The following is a 19,515-nucleotide window of genomic DNA, read 5'->3' as shown; positions in this document are numbered from 1 at the left end:
CTGATAACAAATAGATATGAAAAAAATACAACTTCTGATCGGTTTGGCAGTACTGCTTTTCTCTGTTGGCTGCAAGGATATGTTAAAACCTGAAATCGAGAACAATCTCGATCTGGAAAGCACTTACAACAATGCAACCTATGCACAGGGTTTACTGCTGAACGGTTATGCCCGCATACCCACTAATAGCTGGTCGTTTAATGATGTAGCGACTGATGATGCCGTAAGCAATGACCGCAATAATGCTTACCTGAAAATTGCTACCGGGCAATGGACGGCGATAAACAATCCACTTTCCCAGTGGACCAATTCGCGTGCTGCTATACAATACCTCAACCTGTTTTTCTCGGTAACAGACCAGGTGAAATGGGCCGTTGAACCCAATATTAACCGCATGTTTAACGATCGTATGAAAGGAGAGGGTTATGCACTCCGTGCCATGTTTAATTATTACCTTCTGCAGGCGCATGCCGGTAAAGGAAATAACGGGCAATTGCTTGGTGTTCCTGTTGTATTGCAACCAGAAAGCCAGGATGCCGATTTCAATAAACCCAGAGCCACATTTGATGCAACTATGGAGCAAATTTATCGCGATCTGGATATGGCTGAGCAACTGCTGCCTACTGATTTTGAGGATATCGCCAGTGATGCTCAGGTACCTGCTAAATATTCGGGAGTAGGAAAAGATAACTATAACCGGGTTTTTGGCTATTATTTCAGGGGGCGTGTAACAGCACGTATAGCAAAAGCCATCCGCGCTAAAGCCTCATTGCTGGCTGCAAGTCCGGCATTTAATCCTTCAACGCTTGCCAAATGGGAAAAAGCAGCAAATGATGCTGCCGCTGTAATCAATTTAAGGGGTGGATTGGTAAACCTGACTGCGAACGACATTAAATGGTATGATAAAGATGCCGGTATTGATGGATTGGCATCGGGTGTAAACCCTTCTGAAATTTTATGGCGGAGTGATGTGGGCAATAGCAATGACCTGGAAAGAAACAACTTTCCCCCAACACTCTTTGGCAGCGGCCGGATCAATCCGACACAAAATCTGGTGAATGCATTCCCAATGGCCAACGGCTATCCGATAGCAGACGCCAATAGCGGTTTTTCGGCATCCAATCCTTACGATAACCGCGATCCAAGGTTGAAATTGTACATCCTGGTGAATGGTGGTACAGCAGGAACTGCTGGTAGCGCTATTAATACAACGCTTAACGGGCCTACGAATGATGCTTTGAATAAAGTTGAAACTTCTACCCGTACCGGATATTACATGCGAAAACTCCTCAGACAGGATGTGAACCTGAACCCTTCATCAACCACCAATCAGAAACATTATAACCCACGGATCCGGTATACAGAAATTTACCTTTCTTATGCTGAGGCTGCGAATGAAGCCTGGGGGCCTTTAAATGGCGGCACCAATGCTTATTCAGCTTACGATGTAATTAAGGCTATCCGCAGGAGAGCAGGTGTAGGTACCAATAATAACGATGCTTACCTCGAATCGATCAAATCAGATCAGGTTAAAATGAGAGAACTGATCCGCAACGAACGCCGTCTGGAACTGTGTTTTGAAGGCTTCCGTTTCTGGGATCTGCGCAGGTGGAATGCCAGCCTGAATGAGGTGGCCCAGGGAGCAAGCATTACCGGAACAACATTTACCCCGATTAATGTAGAAAATCGCGTGTATCAGCCTTACATGATTTATGGACCGGTACCGTATAGCGAAATTTTAAAGTATAATAACCTTATCCAGAACGCAGGCTGGTAGTTCTCAATACCAGGATTAAAATTTAAAGAAAATGAAAAAGAAAATCCAATTTTTGCTGGCAATGGCCGTGTTTTTAGGAGCATGCAAAAATCAGGAGTGGGAATTTCCTGATTACGGAACCCAAACTGTATATTTTGCCTACCAGAGCCCTGTTCGTACCATTACCCTTGGTGAAGATTTATATGATACTTCTCTTGACAACCAGCACCGTTGCGAAATCATGGCAACCACAGGTGGCGTGTATGAAGTTAAAAATGATGTAAGTATTGGTGTGGCCGTAGATAATTCTTTGGCCAGCAACCTTACTTTTGGCGGCGCCGGAAACGTGGTGGCCATGCCTGCAAACTACTACAGTATTCAGGGTGGTTCCATCACCATACCTAAAGGTAAAATTACCGGTGGGGTGCAGGTACAGCTTACCGATGCATTTTTTGCCGACCCGCTTGCGCTGAAAAATACGTACGTTATTCCGCTTCGGATGACTTCGGTGCAAAATGCTGATAAGATTTTGGAGGCCAAGAACTATACCTTATATGCCATTAAATACATCAACCCTTGGCATGGCTATTACCTGCGCCGAGGTAAAGATGTAATTACCGGTAAAAACGGCAATACCAGTTTAAATAAAACCGTTAGCAGACACATGACATTTGTTGAAAGTGATGAGGTAAATCAGGTGGTAACTACTTCCTTAAAGTCCAATACGTTTAATGCCGTATTTAAAGATAAAGATAACAGGAATATCACCTGCAAATTGCTGCTTACTTTCGATGATTCAGGCAACTGTACAGTATCTGCTGCCGATAACACGTTTACAGCCAGCGGAAATGGTAAATTTATCAAGCGGGGAGAAAAGAACAGCTGGGGAAATACCGATCGGGATGCCCTTTATCTGAATTACAACATTGATCTTACGGACATGTCTGTAGCCACTACTGATACACTCGTGATGCGTAACCGCGGCGTAACCATGGAAACCTTTAATCCGGTTAAAAAATAAAATGTTAATCAAGATGAAAAATATTTATAAAATTGCCTTAATCATCGGTATTCCGGTTTTATCGGTATCATGCAAAAAGCATGAAGCACTTGATTTTTCTGTTGAAAAACCTGCATCAATAGCTGCGCAGGAACAGATTGATTCTTATAGTGCATTAAAATCTTATTTCAACTGGTCTGCCAATCCGAATTTTAAACTGGGGGTAGCCACATCACTTACCGAATACAATAACAAAGGGGTGTTGTATCGCCTGGCGAACAGTAATTTCAACCAGATTGTAATCGGTTATGAAATGAAACACGGCGCCATTGTGAAAGATGATGGCAGTATGGATTTTGATAATACGAAGAAATTACTGGAAAATGCTAAAAATTCAAATATGGAAGTGTATGGGCATACGCTTTGCTGGCATGCCAATCAAAATGCCAAGTACCTTAATAGTTTAATTGCACCTACAGTTATTAAAGGAACCAGCGGACCGGCACTTGAGGACAACCTGATTAGCAATGGTGACTTTGAATCGGGAAATATTTCAGGTTGGTTTGGCTGGGGAAATAGTTCTGTTAGGGAAGTTTCGGCAAAGGGTGATGGCTATAGCGGCACGGGCTATGCACTCAATATGTCTAATCCTAAGGTTGTTAATTCCTGGGAGGCACAGACGGCCATGGATTTCACTACTCCATTTCAAAACGCTTCAACCTATAAACTCAGCTTTTATGTTAAAGGCAGTGTTGCCGGAGCAGCCTCAGTAGCAGCACAGGAAACCAAAAGTTATGGAGCAGATGATTTTGGCTCTTTTAATATTTCAACGGATTGGAAACTTGTACAATTGGAAAAAACCATTACCGCCGGTGACAGAACACGTTTGGTTTTTAGCTTCGGTGCCTATGCCGGCAAAATTTCTATGGATAAAATCTCCATTAACAGGGTAAATCCAAATGGGGGCGATAAGATCATTGAAAAAACAGCTGATGAGAAAAAAGCTATTTTAACAGCTGCACTTGATAAATGGATCGCCGGAATGCTCGCCGTTAGTAAAGCCAGCGTAAAAGCATGGGATGTGGTTAATGAGCCAATGTCTGACTGGCCGGACCCCTCACTGTTGAAGACAGGTGTAGGTAAAACGAATATAGCTGCTGATGAATTTTATTGGCAGGATTATTTGGGCAAAGATTATGCTGTGACTGCCTTTAAACTTGCACGCCAATATGGTAATGCAACTGATATTCATTTTATAAACGATTACGGTTTAGAAACTAGCCTTGATAAATGCAGGGGATTGATTGAGTATGTAAAATATATTGAAAGCAAAGGCGCGAAGGTGGACGGTATTGGTACACAAATGCACATGGGTACCGAAAACGATAAAACGAAAATAGTCGAAATGTTTAAACTGTTGGCGGCCACAGGTAAATTAATTAAGATTTCTGAACTGGATCTCGGGGTTTCGAATAAAAAGACAGCTGCTGTGACACAAGAAGAATACAAAGCACAGGCAGATATGTATAAATATGTGATTGATAAGTATTTTGAGATTATTCCGCCTGCTCAACGTTATGGCATTACCATCTGGAGTCCGTTAGATAGCCCAGCCAGTTCATTTTGGAGACCTGATGAGCCAATTGGACTGTGGACAGGAGGTTTTGTACGTAAACCCGCTTACGTAGGTGTTGCAGAAGCCCTTAAAGGCAAATAAGCTTTTTGCCATTCATAGTTTTTATGCAAAAGCATTAACGATATAGCTCTCCCCGAAGAATCGTCATTTCCGACTTGGTTGGGAATGACGATATCTTTTGAGATATATCACCCAAAAGTTAAATCGTCATTCTCGTGCATGCGGGAATCTTACTCAGCGAAACTAAACCTTGTTAACAGGGTTCAAAAGATCTCTCCGCTCCGCGTTGCTTCGGTCGAGATGACGAACACTTTTTTTAATAGTTTGAAAAAAGACTTATTTAAGCATATTTTTATATGATTCAGCTTCTTCAATAAATTCATTTACCCCAGTTATGAAAAACCTTGTATTTTATCTGTGTGTTGTACTTTTAAGTGGATTGTCTTGTTTTACAGCCCATAGTCAGTCTGCTACAAATCCCATCATCTTTGCCGATGTACCCGATCCATCCATCATTCGCGTTGGAAAAACCTATTACATGAGTAGTACCACCATGCACATGAGTCCGGGTCTTCCGATTATGAAGTCTGCAGACCTGGTCAACTGGAAGATGGTAACTTATGTATATGATACCCTTGCAAATACTGACCAGCTAAATTTAACTAACGGCAAAAATGATTATGGAAGAGGATCATGGGCAAGTAGTTTACGTTATCATGAAGGCCGGTTTTATGTAAGTACTTTTTCTGGTACTACCAACAAAACCTACATCTATTCTACTACAGATATTGAAAAAGGTCCCTGGAAAAGGTCTGCCTTTAGTCCTGCACTTCACGATCATTCCCTGTTTTTTGAAAATGGCCGGGTATTTATGGTTTATGGCGCAGGCAAAATTATGCTTGCCGAGTTAAATGCCGATTTATCCGGCATAAAAACTGGTACGAGCCCTCAGGTATTGATCGAAAATGCCACTCAGGTGGCTGGTAACAATCCTGGTTTGCCTGCTGAGGGTTCTCAACTTTTTAAGGTAAAAGACCAATATTATCTGTTTAATATTACCTGGCCAAGAAATAGTATGCGTACGGTAATTATCCATAAGGCCGACAAACTCATGGGGCCATACACGGGAAAAATCGGCCTTCAGGACAAAGGTGTTGCACAGGGTGGGTTGATCAGTACCCCTGAAGGACAGTGGTTTTCTTACCTTTTTCGCGATTATGGTGCAGTAGGGCGGATTCCTTATCTTGTGCCGGTAAAATGGGAACAGGGCTGGCCGGTTCTGGGCGTAAATTCGAAAGTTCCGGATACACTTCAGCTGGCTAAAAACCAAAGCCTGATTCCTGGTATTATAGATTCTGATGATTTTGACGTTAAAGGAGAAGAGAAGGGGCTTAAAAAAGTTTGGCAATGGAATCATAATCCGGATCATGCCAATTGGTCGCTCACCAAAAGGAAAGGTTATTTAACCATTCAAACCTCCAGGATTGATACCTCCGTGCTCTCTGCCAGAAATACGCTTACCCAAAGAACCGTAGGGCCGAGAAGTTCAGCCGAAACCAGCATCGATCTGAAAAATATGAAGGTTGGCGATTGCACCGGGATGTTACTGCTTCAGAAAAAGTATGGCTGGATTGGCGTTAAATCTTTAAAAGAAGGCTTATTTATCGTAGTGAATACAGTAAACGATACGCAGCCGACTGAAAGCATCAAAATTCCATTGAAACAGCAAAAAATTTATTTAAGGGTAAGTTGTGATTTTACGGATCGTCGTGACCTGGCTTCTTTCGCTTACAGTTTAGATGGTAAATCATGGAATACCGTTGGCGAAAAACTAAAAATGGCTTACACCATTCCGCACTTTATGGGTTATCGCTTTGGTCTTTTCAATTATGCAACGGAACAAATTGGCGGGCACGCAGATTTTGATTATTTCCATATCAAGGTTAACTAGGCCAGCTCGTTTAAAGATATGATGTGGATCTACTTCTGCCGGGATAAACAATTTTGAACATTATTGGCTGTATTATACGCAAATGGCAAAAAAAAGCTAGACGTGGTTAGATAGTTTTGGAAATTGATTAGAATATGAGAACAAAATTCATTTTATGCAGCTGGGTATGGCTACTGCTTTTCAGTTTTCCGGCTTCTGCCAAAATTACTTTACCACAATTGGTATCCAGCCACATGGTGCTCCAGCGCGAAACCAATCTAACGATCTGGGGCTGGGCGGCAGCAAAAGAAAAAATAACCGTCAGTTTTAACGGAAAAACATACAAGACTATTACCGATGATCAGGGCTCATGGGCTGTTAAAATGGGCAAAATGAAAGCTGGCGGCCCTTTTAAAATGATGATCAAAGGTGAAAATACAATAATCCTGGAAGATATTATGTTGGGGGATGTTTGGTTTTGTTCAGGGCAGTCTAATATGGCCTTACCCATGGAGCGTTTAAAAGAAGCTTATCCGCAGGTGATTGAGAAGGATTACTTTCCAATGATCAGAAATTTTTTCGTTCCAACCAAAGCAAACCTTTCAGGAGAATCTGCCGATCTTCCTCCCGGAAAATGGCTTCCAGCTACAGGAGCGGATATTTTAAGTTTCGGGGGAACCAGTTATTTTTTTGCCAAAACGCTCTTCCAAAAATACAAAGTTCCTATTGGCATCATCAATTCGAGCGTTGGCGGTACTCCTATTGAGGCCTGGATGAGTCGTGATGCATTTTTGACGAATCCTGAACAACTCAGAAAAATAAATAATTTCAGGGATTCGGCTTTTATGGCCAATTACCAGAAAAAACTTAAAGAGAAAAACCTAGCCAGGCCATCAACATCAGCTACAATAGTTGATGAAGGATTATCAGGCCCTGTAAAATGGATTGATCCGGATTTTGATGCCAGCGGCTGGCGAAAATTTTGGATGCCAGGTTACTGGGCAGATCAGGGAATACGGAACATCAACGGAATTCTTTATTTCAGAAAAGAACTGCAAATCCCTGCAGAAATGAGCGGAAAGCAGGCTAAGCTTTATATGGGCCGCATTATCGATGCAGATTCGGTATTCCTTAATGGTCAATTTATTGGCAATACCACCTATCAATATCCACCCCGCAGGTATGTTGTTCCTGCAGGACTGTTAAAAGCAGGAAAAAATATTCTTATTGTTAAAGTCATCAGCAACAGTGGCAAAGGCGGCTTTGTACCCGATAAAAATTATTCTTTGTTAACGCCCGATAAAAAAATAGACTTACGTGGAGAATGGAGTTTTGAAGTGGGCTATGCCCAACCAAAGCAAAACCAGGGTTTCCGCGCCGATGCCGAAATGCCTTTGGTTGCACAGAACGAGCCAACCGGATTATTTAATACGATGGTTTCACCCGCAGTAAAATTTGCAATAAAAGGTTTTGTTTGGTATCAGGGAGAAACGAATACCGGAAATCCGAAAGCATATAGGCAATTATTGCCTGCGCTAATAAAAGACTGGCGTAATAAATGGAAGCAGGGTAATCTGCCTTTTATTTATGCACAGCTTCCTAATTTTATGGAAGCCAACTACTTGCCCGAAGAAAGTAATTGGGCACAGTTTAGGCAAAGTCAGCTGGAGACACTTTCTGTACCCAATACGGGAATGGCGGTAACCATTGATGCCGGCGAATGGAATGATATCCATCCGCTCGATAAAAAAGACGTGGGTGAACGTTTGGCACTATGGGCCGAACATTTAGCTTACCATGATCAGCTTACTTATTCAGGCCCTATTTATAAATCAAATGAATTAAAGGGATCTGACCTAACCATAAATTTTGACCACAGTTCACCTGGGTTAATGATAAAAGGAGCCGACAAACTGATCGGTTTCGCCCTTGCAGGAGAAGATAAGGTTTTTTATTGGGCCCGGGCCAGGATTGCAGGAGACGCCGTTGTACTTTCGAGCCCCATGGTTTCAAAGCCAGCCTTTGTTCGCTATGCGTGGGCAGATAATCCGGATCGCGCTAATTTATACAATAAAGCAGGTTTGCCGGCTTCACCTTTTGAAGCGGAAGTGAATAAATAGCATATGTATAACTGAAAATTCTGCCCGGAACGATAGCAAAGGTTAGCTTTAGTTGTGGAAATTCTTTTGTTTCTGGCCGTAGCGTGGCTATGAACTTTAAGAATTAGCCTATTTAAATTTTTATCAGAAATATGCATAGCATCTCGCTGTCGTACTGCGGGATAATTTATTTTATAAATTAATGTGAATGATTAATGGCACCAGGTTGCTAAAGAATCTCTCATAGAAAAAATCATTTCGACCGCAGTGGAGAACCCGAAGGCTCTGCGAAGCAAAATCTTTTAAATCTGATTTTAATAGTTTAGTACAAAGATTTCTCCACTTCGCGTGGCTTCGGTCGAGAGGACGACCATTATATAGGGCTGTGTGATTGTAGGATAAGTTTGATGATTATAGTAATAATATGGTTATTTAGTTATCTTTTTTTTTAAAATAAAAATAAAAATTCAACCGATTGCATAAGATTGATTTTTATCCTGTTTTCTCCTATTTGTAACCTTTTATCAGCCATTTTTCTGGATTTTAGCACGCTTAATTAAAGGTTAAGTCTGCTTTTCAAACAAGTGTAATCAGATCTTTTTTTGGATTAAAACTGGCTTTATTAATATTTAAAGGCGGTTTTTAAATCGACTTTCCAATGGTTAAACACGAGGGTTCACTTCGTTAGCAAATTTTTGTCTTATAAATGATTTGCTTTTGTATTTGATTTTTGTGTCTTATATGGTCGTAATAGCGCCCTCTCAATTTGAACATTTATTCTATTAATATGCACATTCAAATCAGGACCGGATGGGCAATGTAAATAACTTTATCACAGCATAAGTAAGAACTGACCAGACAAGGTGTCGTCCCCTGATTTTTGGCGAGTGAATTTGACATTACACTTGTTGATTGTTTCGATCGATGGAGCTGTCTTTCTTATTCTTTAACCATTATAAACCATAAATTATGAGAAGTGAAATTTTACAATTTTGTGTAACGTCGCGCTGGAAATTTTTCAGGTATCTCCCCAAAGTGATGTTATTGGCAACAATGATATTTTCAGCTTTTATTGCACAGGCACAAACTGTGGTAAAAGGTAAGGTTGTGGATGAACAAGGTAATCCACTGCCAGGTGTTGGTGTTGTTTTAAAAGGAACCAATACCAGTACTTCATCGCAGGGTAATGGAAGTTTTTCCATCACCACTACCGGGGCAGACCCCGTTTTAGTATTTTCCTATGTAGGTTATACCACTAGGGAGGTTCCGGTAAAAGGTCAGAGCACCATAAATGTAACCCTTCAGCCGAGCGCAGCAGAGTTGGGCCAGGTGGTTGTGGTAGGTTATGGTACTCAACGCAAAGAAGCTGTTACAGGTTCTGTAGCCTCTATTGGTGGAGAAAAAATCCGTGAAGTGCCGGCACCCAATATTGCTCAGGCTATTCAGGGACGTTTGGCAGGTGTTAATATTTCCCAAACTTCAACCAAACCAGGTGCAACCATGCAGATCCTGATCCGTGGTCAGCGTTCACTTTCGGCAAGTAATGATCCGCTTGTGGTGTTGGATGGGATTCCATTTCCGGGCTCGATAGGTGATATTAACCCTAACGATATTAAAAGTATCGATATTTTGAAAGATGCATCTGCAACGGCTATCTACGGCTCCAGAGGTGCCAATGGGGTAATTTTATTAACGACCAACAGGGGGCAGGTTGGAGCGCCAGCTAAGATCTCTTACAACACCTATACCGGTTTACAAACCTTGTTTGCAAAATATCCGATGATGAACGGACCTGAATTTGTTGCATTGAGGAAAGCCGCAGGGCTATTTACAACGCTTGGTGTGGATGAATCCAATGATATAAATACCGATTGGCAGGATCTTTTTTATAACAAAAGTGCTATTGTAACCAGTCATGATTTAGGTGTAACCGGTGGTTCTGCAACCAGCAACTATAGCTTTGGTGGTGGGTATTACAAAAACCAGAGTTTAATTCCAACGCAGCAATACACCAGGTATTCGATGAAAGCATCGCTTGATCAGCAAATCGGCAAGCTTTTTCGTGTTGGATTTACCACCAACAATAACTACAATATCAGTGAAGGTAATCAGGTTGGTATTTATGGCAACTTGAGTAACACTCCGATCTCAAATCCTTATAATGCAGATGGTAGTTTAAAACGCACCGTTAGAATGCCTCAAGATGAAGCTTTTGTTTATACCAATGGTATTGTAAAGGATTTGCATGACAAATGGTTGAATGAAACGCGTGGTTTTGCTACCTATAATTCATTATATGGTGAGGTTAAAATTCCTTGGGTTGAAGGATTGAAGTACCGTGCCAACCTGGGATTGGATTTTATCCAGAGCAACAATGGTAACTTTACTGGTGTTGGGGTGGGCAGTACTACAGCCACTACACCTTCTACTGCCGGAGTAAGTAACGCGCAAACCTACCACTGGACATTGGAGAATTTACTGACCTACGATCGCAGTTTTGGAAAACATACTTTCAATGCGGTTGCTTTATATTCTGCGGAGCAAAATAAATTCAATTCTTCATCTATGAGTGCCAGGGATATTCCTGCTGAAGCTTTTCAGTTTTATAACCTGGGACAAGCCAATGGCGAAATCACAATTGGCAACGGTAACTATACCCTTACCGGTTTGATTTCTTACATGGGAAGGATCATGTACTCATACGATAATAAGTACTTATTAAGTGCCACCCTTCGGTCTGACGCGTCATCGCGTTTGGCGCCGGGCCACAAGTGGCATACCTATCCTGCGGTTTCTGTAGGATGGAACATGATGAATGAATCTTTTATGAAAAACATTTCCGTAATTGATAAATTAAAAATACGTGTTGGTTACGGACAAACTTCCAATCAGGCCGTTGCTCCATATCAAACGCTCGGACTGTTGAGTACCCGCCCATATAATTTTGGCGATAATACTTATGCAACCGGATATTATGTGTCTCAGCTTCCAAGTCCTGGTTTAGGATGGGAATATTCTGAAACATGGAACTATGGATTGGATTTTTCAATCTTAAAAAACCGTATTTCCGGAACATTTGAATACTATGACACCAAAACTAAAGATATTTTGCTTAGCGTGGCATTACCGTCAACTGCGGGGGTAGGCAGCTATACCGCTAATATCGGCCAAACCCAGAATAAAGGCTGGGAGCTGAGTGTTAATGGGGTCATCCTTGAAAATCAAGGTGGATGGACCTGGGATGTAGGCTTCAATATTACCGCAAACAGGAACAAACTAACCGCCCTGGCATCCGGACAGACCCGCGATGAAGGAAATGCATGGTTTGTTGGTCATAATATCAATGCCATTTATGACTATGAAAAAATCGGATTATGGCAGGCAGGTGATCCTTACTTAAATGTGCTTGAACCAGGTGGAAACGTAGGGATGATTAAAGTGAAGTACACCGGAGACTATAATGCAAACGGAGTTCCAACAAGAGCCATAGGCGCTGCAGACAGACAAATTATCGATATTGACCCAAAATTTACCGGTGGTTTTAATACCAGGGTTGCCTATAAGGGATTTGACCTGAATGTAGTCGGACTTTTTAAAAGCGGCGGAACATTGGTGAGTACACTTTATGGATCAGCAGGCTACCTGAACTTACTAACTGGTCGTAGAAATAATGTTAAGGTAGATTATTGGACACCTGATAACACAGATGCCAAGTATCCTAAACCAGGAGGTATAGCCAGTGGCGATAACCCTAAATACGGAAGCACATTGGGATATTTTGATGCTTCATTCCTTAAAATACGGACGATTTCTCTTGGTTATGATTTTAACAGAGACCTGATCAAAAATTCAAATGTAAGGCTTCGCGCGTATCTAACCGTACAAAATCCTTTCGTCATGTTCTCTCCTTACCATAGGGAGTCGGGTATGGATCCGGAAACAAATTCATATGGAGATGAAAACCAGGCAGTAAATTCTTATCAGCGAAGAATTTTAACAATTGGTACCAATACACCTTCAACCCGCAATTACGTTGCAGGTCTTAATTTAACATTTTAGCATAAACAGGATATGAAAAATATACAATTAAAAACCGTCGCAGCTGTTTGGTTACTGATGGTGATCTTTTCAGGTTGTTCTAAAATTTTGGAAGAAGAACCACGCAGCACTTTTACACCCGATTATTTTAAAACGGTAACAGGCGTAAACGGTGGACTAACTTCAATGTATGCCCACTTAAGAAATATTTATGGGCAGGCTTATTTTTACAATTCTTTAATCACCGGAACCGATGAGGCTACCTGGGGCAAAGATGCTGACGGAAACTTTAAAGATATGGACTGCTCTGGAGTGGGTTCCATCCTATCAACTAGTTTTCCGAGCAGTATATTGTGGAGTGAAGCCTTTCCAAACATCAACAATGCCAGTGGTATCATCGAAAATGCCAGTGCAGCAGGGATATCAAATGCCTTGGTGGCCGAAGCCAGATTTTTCCGCGCCTTCGACTATTTTCTTTTGGTACAAACTTTCGGTGGCGTTCCGCTTGACCTGGGTGCCGGCGAATTGAGATTTAACACCAATCCGGTTAGAACTTCCGTACGAAATACGGTACCGGTTGTATATACAAAAGCGGTATTTCCCGATCTTATAAAAGCTATTGCGGACCTGCCTGCAACAGGAAGGGTTACCGGTGGTGTTACTAAGGTAGCTGCACAGCTATTCTTATCAAAAGCTTATTTAACTTATGCATGGTGGTTACAAAATCCAAATAATATTCCAACCTATCCTGCATCTGCAAGGACTGACCCTGATGGGCATGATGCTAATTATTATTTTCAGCAGGCTTACGATATTGCTACTGCAGCAATCGAAAATCCAGGTACATTTGGGCTGATGGATACCTATTATGATGTTAACTGGGCGGTGAATGACCGTAACAAGGAAACATTATTATATGCCGACCATACGCAAACAAGCGAAAAATTTAACGGTGGTAGCTTAACGTTTGGAAGCGGTGGTGCGCCAGATAATTTTGCAGGTTGGATGATGACCTGGAATTACACCAATATCCGTAGCGGAGGTATCAGTTCCGTTCAGCGCGAGGCAGAACAGCACTTAGGCCGTCCATGGAACCGTATGGCACCAACCATTGAAGTATTGAAAAATACCTTTGCCGATAAAACACTCGATTCGAGATATGATGGTACTTTCACCACGGTTTACAGGGGTAACTGGCCTAAGGGTTACAACCCACCTTCAAGTGCACCCGCATCATTGGTTAACGCAAACGGATTATCTGTAGTTCCGGGAGATGCTGTACTAAGTTTTCTAAATACAGATGATGCCACAATCGCTTACCCAACGGGTGCTGGAGTGAGTGGTGTAGGCGCCGGTATTCTGCCCGGAAGAGCTGATTATGTGATTGCTCCTGGCGGAATCAGCAGAATTGTTTACCCTGGGCTTTGGAAATTAGGTCCTTACCGTACCGATAATGGCACAGGTTTAGGACAACCAAACGCAGGTAGTACGCGCCCGTTTCCGGTAGCTAAATTTTCCGAGCTTTATTTTGTTGCAGCCGAAGCAGCGGTGAAAGGAGCAACAACCAAAGCTGGTAAAAGCGCACGCGAACTCATTAATGTAATTCGTGCAAGAGCTGGTAAATGGCGTTTCGATAACAACGGAAATGTGGCTAAAGTTGCAGATAATAGTGCAGCGATGGTTGCGGCTACCCCGGCTACAATAGATATTAATTATATTTTGGCCGAACGTTCAAGAGAGTATTATGCTGAAGGTTACCGCAGGTACGATCTGATCCGTACCCAGAAATGGAGCGAGCTTGCTGCTACCTATACCATCGCAGGAACTGCATACGGCGATCACACGCCACAAACCGTAACCCGTACCATTACGCCTAACTTATATTTACGTCCTATCCCTCAGGCGCAAATAGACGGAATGCAGATGAGTGCAGATGAAAAGAAAGCGTACCAGAATCCTGGATATTAATAATACTTTGGTTTAGTTGGGTGGGCGGCGTCAATTGATGTCGCTCATTCGTTTTTTATAAAAGTGCCTGCCTTTTTTGCGACCAGAAGATTTTGGGCAAATAAAATCACTATTCCGAAATAAAAATCCCACTTGCTAACCTGTTACTTCAATAGCTTAAATACCGGCTAGCTTAAAAAAAAATAAAGATCAATCAAGAACCTAATTTCTTTCCCTAATGCCAGTAAATTTTTTTAAAAAAAGCCATATTTTTTTTACGTTCCTTATCCTTTTCTCTTTTTGGATTAATTATACTAAAGCCCAGGCAAGTTTAGGTTTGGAAAAGCAATTTATTCAAGAAACCAGAAAGAATAAAGAAGATTTTGCATTGATAGAAAAAGGAACCGCAACAAATATTTTTTATGATGGGAATGATTATAAAGGCGTAATAAGGGCAATTGGCGATTTAAGTCAGGATTTTTTCCGCGTATCGGGCCTTAAGCCGGAATTAAAAAGCATGAACCCTGCTGGCAAGTCTGTTATTATAATCGGAACCCTTGGTAAAAGCAAACTCATTGATCAGTTGGTCTCATCAGGCAAGCTGAGTAGCGCTACCATTTCTGGCAAATGGGAGAGTTTTGTTATATCAACTGTTAAAAATCCGTTTCCCGGCGTCAATCAGGCATTGGTTATTGCAGGGAGCGACAAAAGAGGAACCATATATGGCATATACGAAGTATCAGAACAATTAGGCGTATCGCCATGGTATTGGTGGGCCGATGTTCCGCCCAAACCCCGCCAAAGTGCATTTGCGCTTTCCGGGACTTACAGTTCTGGTGAACCTGCGGTAAAATACCGGGGGATATTTATTAATGATGAAGCCCCGGCCATGACAGGTTGGGCCAAAGAGAAGTTTGGCGGGATGAACAGTAAAATGTATACCCATATGTTTGAGCTGCTGCTTCGTCTGCGTGGAAATTACCTGTGGCCAGCCATGTGGAGTAACGCATTTAATGAAGATGATCCTGAAAATCCACGTCTGGCCGACGAATATGGCATTGTTATGGGCACTTCCCATCATGAACCGATGATCCGCGCGCAACAGGAATGGAAAAAACACGGGGTTGGCGCCTGGAATTATGCAACAAACCCTCAGGGGTTAAACGCTTTCTGGCAGGAGGGAATTAAAAGAAACAAAAACTATGAAAGCCTGGTTACGATGGGCATGCGTGGAGATGGAGACGAACCCATGGTTGAAGGTGGAGATATGGCATCCAACGTGAAGTTGCTGGAGAATATTATTACGGATCAACGCAAAATTCTTACAGAAAATATGGATCAGCCTGTAGAAAAGATTCCACAGCTTTGGGCCATATATAAAGAAGTTAAAGATTATTACGATTTCGGAATGAAAGTTCCTGATGATATTACCTTATTGTGGGCCGATGACAACTGGGGCAACTTAAGACATTTGCCCACTGCGCAGGAGCGCAAACGGAGCGGTGGATCAGGAATCTACTATCATTTTGATTATGTGGGCGCACCCAGAAATTATAAATGGCTAAATACCACTTCCCTGCCAAAAGTTTGGGAGCAAATGAATCTGGCTTATCAGTATGGCGCCGACCGTGTTTGGGTGGTAAATGTTGGCGACCTGAAACCCATGGAGATTCCCATCGAGTTCTTTTTACGTATGGCCTGGAACCCCAACGCGATGAGCCGTGAAAAGCTGGCAGGTTTTCTTGAACACTGGGCAACATGCGAATTTGGAACGGGCCAGGCAAAAGAAATTGCAGATTTAGTGCGCCTCTACTCTAAATATACCACCAGGCGCAAACCTGAACTACTGAGTCCTGAAACTTTTAGTTTGGCAAACTTCAACGAAGCGCAACGTGTAAGTATGGAATGGAGCGCATTAAACAGCAGGGCAACACAGGTGAATGAGCAATTGCCTCAGCAATATAAAGATGCATTTTACCAATTGGTCTATTATCCCATCCAGGCGATGAAAACGGTTACCGATTTATACATTGCGGTTGGTAAAAACAGACTTTATTTTAAGCAGGGGAGAGCTGCGGCCAATCTTCAACGCAACCTTGCGCTCGATCTTTTTAAACAGGATCAACAGCTTAGCGATGAGTATAACCATCAATTAGCTGGCGGCAAATGGAACCATATGATGGACCAGGTAAGAATTGGGTATACGAGTTGGAACGATCCGAAGAAAAATATCATGCCGAAAACAGATGAAATCCAGGTGCCTTCAGCATCGGGCTTTGGTGTTGCCATAGATGGTTCATTTGATAGCTGGCCCTCAAGCGCTGCGGCGCCCACGCTTCCGGCATTCGAATCTTTAAATAAATCGGGGTCTTACTTTGAAGTTTTTGCAAAGGGGGCTGCGGCGATCAATTTCCAGTTAAAAGCCGATCAGTGGATTCGTTTGAAAAAGGATAGTGTTCCCGGTACAAATGATTACCGTGTATTCGTTGATATCGACTGGACCAAACTGGGCAGTGGAAAACACGAAGGTAAAATCCAGATATCTGGTGACACGACCACTGTCGTCATTAATGTGAAAGCCAATAAGGCAACGCCAAAGCAATTGGCAGAAGCAAAAGGAACCTTTGCCAGTTTAGGTGCGCCAATTGCATTTGAGGCTTTCCAGGCCAGTAAAAAAGTATCCGGAAATGGGATCAGCTGGGAAGCCATACCGGGTTATGGAAGAGGAAAATCTGGTATGTCGGTTTTTCCGGTCACCTCTGCTTCGCTTGATCAGCCTGGTACGCCTGTGTTAGAATATCCTGTTTTCTTTGCCAAAAGCGGTGAGGCTAAAATTGACTTGGTGGTAGGACCAACGGTAAATTTCTCGCCCGAAGGCTTAAGGGTTGGAATTTCTGTAGATGGCGCAGCACCTCAAATCCTGACCATTATAGCTAAGCCCAGTGCCTCAGGATCTGATGCCAGTTGGGCAAACGCGGTAAAGGATAATGCCAGAACGCTTACTTCTTCACATTCCTTTTAAAAATACTGGCAGGCACACCGTAAAAATATGGATGGTTGATCCCGCAGTTGTTCTGGAAAAAATAATCATCTATAAAGATAAATTGCCATATAGTTATCTCGGGCCGATAGAAAATAAGATATTAAGATAGAGTCTGTTTAAAAGTTATATAAAATTAATTCGTGTGTCAGTTTGAGCGTAGTAGACTATTTCAACGCATTAATAAAAGCAATCGATTTCGTTATTATTGATGGATATCAATAGAATGGTCGTCATTGCGAGGAGGAACGACGAAGCAATCTATCATACTAATAAGCCTTACTATAAACCTGAGTTCGATTATTAATATTGTCTCTCGTTAGCTTATATCGGTTCTTTGATTAAGAGGCGTCACCCTGAACCGAGCCTTAGCGAGCTCACCGAAGGTAATTCATTTCAGGGTCTTTCCTGCTAAAAAGATGCTGAAACAAGTTCAGCATCACGAATCGGCCAGGGGTGGGTCGTTTATAAGGCAGTGTTTTAATTAAATAATTATCGAGTTCAGGTTATAAAGATTGCTTCGTCGGCTGAAAAAGCCTTCTCGCAATGACGATTCGTCACGGCCTATAATTAATTAAAATCCCTGTTATTCCCATTGATTTTTATTAAATAAATTATCCCTTAGCTTGACAACAAAAGACAATTTATATTGGTTATGAAAAATTTAAACAGTCTCATGGTTATTTGAATTAACATATGAAAATTTAATGTCCGGCCGAATATTTAAAACAGACTGGGTATCAATCGCTATCCAGCTGCAAAAGTAGCATGTGTATATTAATTATTTAAAACCCTACCTAAACAACAAAGGCGCAAAATTTTGCAGACTGCGTCTCCAGGTAAGCCATTCATGCGCTGTTTTCGGAGACTCATAATAAGTATACTTAATTCCCTGCTGGTCTAACATTGCCTTAAATGCGCCAACGGATTTAGGGAAAGGGGCAGGTTCTTTGGTACCCAGTCCGAGCCAAAGCAGCTTGAGTTTATGGTTTACTTCAGTACCATTTTTAAACTTTCCATCCATAAATACATTCGGATCGACTGCATCCGTGCTGGGATAATTTGAGGTACCGCTAAAGCCTCCATAATAGGCAAACTTGTCCAGATTTTTCATGACGATACGCATCGTTTGGTTTGCCCCCATTGAAAGCCCTGCAATAGCGCGGTGTTCACGATCAGCCAGGGTGCGGAAACGTTGATCAATCATTGGGATGACTTCTTTAATCAGTACATCTTCAAAAATTGAAATGCCTGGTCCTTTTGAAGGTATCGCATTATCTTCTGCTTTAAATGCATAGCCATTATCCGCAACGATGATCATCGGTTTTGCCTCATTTTTTGCAATTAAATTATCCAGGATTAAATTTGCTTTTCCCTGGTTAACCCAGCCCGTTTCATCCTCAAAGCTTCCGTGTTGAAGGTAAAGTACAGGGAAACGCGATTTGTTGTTTTCGTAATAACCTGCAGGTGTGTAGATGAAACACCTTCTCCAGGTTTTTGTTAACTCAGAGTAGTAAATATTTTCGCTCACCAGACCATGTGGTACCTTTTGCAAGGCATAAAATGCTTCATCATCAGCCGGAACTTCTATGCCGCTGCCCAACCTTCCCGCACCGTAAAAATAACGGCTGTTAGGATCCGGAATTGATGCCCCATCTACATTAAGCTGATAATAATGAAACCCTTCGTCCTTTGGGTCTGATTCACCCATCCAAAGGCCTGCTTCATTTTTTGTCATCTCATATTTTTTCCCACCCAGGTCCAACTGGACTTTAGATGCATGTGGTGCATATAAGCTTGCCCTTACTTTGCCTTCCCTATTTACCTGCGGAAATAATTTGCCAGGCTGATTGCTTTCAGCCGGTCTGAATGTTTTTAAATCAGATGTCTGTTCAGTTTGGGCTAAACAAAACTGACTAACTAAACAGCTGGTAAAAAGGACAATAATATTTTTAGCTTTCATGTTTGATAATTAGCAGTTGTTAAAAATTAAATAAATTTATTTGGTCTGTCAGTTTGCGCGTAGCCGAAGACTATTTAACCTGTTAATAAAAGCACTTTTACCATGC

Annotated in this window: 10 protein-coding genes; 9 read left to right on the top strand and 1 reads right to left on the bottom strand. The window is 42.0% G+C overall.

What is annotated here, in order from left to right; genetic code table 11:
* Positions 1-16: 16 nt before the first annotated feature.
* The 9 genes from DV942_RS07750 to DV942_RS24135 all read left to right on the top strand — a co-directional run bounded on the left by DV942_RS07750 (position 17) and on the right by DV942_RS24135 (position 17,558).
* On the top strand, positions 17-1,777 hold the full coding sequence (locus tag DV942_RS07750) for a RagB/SusD family nutrient uptake outer membrane protein (protein ID WP_145856572.1): 1,761 nt from the start codon (positions 17-19) through the stop codon (positions 1,775-1,777).
* 31 nt (positions 1,778-1,808) lie between these two features.
* Positions 1,809-2,777 (top strand): DUF5627 domain-containing protein, encoded by a 969-nt coding sequence (locus DV942_RS07745; protein WP_090981725.1) that lies wholly within the window; start codon positions 1,809-1,811, stop codon positions 2,775-2,777.
* Between the two features lie 13 nt (positions 2,778-2,790).
* Positions 2,791-4,473 carry an endo-1,4-beta-xylanase gene (locus DV942_RS07740; protein ID WP_145856570.1) on the top strand — a complete coding sequence of 561 codons (1,683 nt, stop codon included), beginning with the start codon at positions 2,791-2,793 and terminating at the stop codon, positions 4,471-4,473.
* 313 nt (positions 4,474-4,786) lie between these two features.
* On the top strand, positions 4,787-6,343 hold the full coding sequence (locus tag DV942_RS07735) for a glycoside hydrolase family 43 protein (protein ID WP_145856568.1): 1,557 nt from the start codon (positions 4,787-4,789) through the stop codon (positions 6,341-6,343).
* Positions 6,344-6,477: 134 nt separating this feature from the next.
* On the top strand, positions 6,478-8,442 hold the full coding sequence (locus DV942_RS07730) for a sialate O-acetylesterase (RefSeq protein ID WP_145856566.1): 1,965 nt from the start codon (positions 6,478-6,480) through the stop codon (positions 8,440-8,442).
* A gap of 948 nt (positions 8,443-9,390) precedes the next feature.
* Positions 9,391-12,480 carry a SusC/RagA family TonB-linked outer membrane protein gene (locus DV942_RS07725; protein WP_145856564.1) on the top strand — a complete coding sequence of 1,030 codons (3,090 nt, stop codon included), beginning with the start codon at positions 9,391-9,393 and terminating at the stop codon, positions 12,478-12,480.
* A 12-nt stretch (positions 12,481-12,492) separates the two neighbouring features.
* Positions 12,493-14,427 (top strand): RagB/SusD family nutrient uptake outer membrane protein, encoded by a 1,935-nt coding sequence (locus DV942_RS07720; RefSeq protein ID WP_145856562.1) that lies wholly within the window; start codon positions 12,493-12,495, stop codon positions 14,425-14,427.
* A 217-nt stretch (positions 14,428-14,644) separates the two neighbouring features.
* Positions 14,645-17,428: a glycosyl hydrolase 115 family protein gene (locus DV942_RS07715; RefSeq protein WP_145856561.1), complete on the top strand. Its 2,784-nt coding sequence runs from the start codon at positions 14,645-14,647 to the stop codon at positions 17,426-17,428.
* Positions 17,394-17,558 carry a hypothetical protein gene (locus DV942_RS24135; RefSeq protein ID WP_186462444.1) on the top strand — a complete coding sequence of 55 codons (165 nt, stop codon included), beginning with the start codon at positions 17,394-17,396 and terminating at the stop codon, positions 17,556-17,558. The genes DV942_RS07715 and DV942_RS24135 overlap by 35 nt, the downstream gene beginning before the upstream one ends.
* A 681-nt stretch (positions 17,559-18,239) precedes the next feature.
* On the opposite strand, the gene DV942_RS07710 is transcribed toward DV942_RS24135, so the two are convergent.
* On the bottom strand, positions 18,240-19,409 hold the full coding sequence (locus DV942_RS07710) for an alpha/beta hydrolase-fold protein (protein WP_145856559.1): 1,170 nt from the start codon (positions 19,407-19,409) through the stop codon (positions 18,240-18,242).
* Between the last annotated feature and the right edge of the window lie 106 nt (positions 19,410-19,515).

The sequence above is a fragment of the Pedobacter suwonensis genome, from assembly GCF_007833675.1.
GTDB classification, from domain to species: Bacteria; Bacteroidota; Bacteroidia; order Sphingobacteriales; family Sphingobacteriaceae; genus Pedobacter; species Pedobacter suwonensis.
This window is presented reverse-complemented; position numbering and strand designations above follow the sequence as displayed.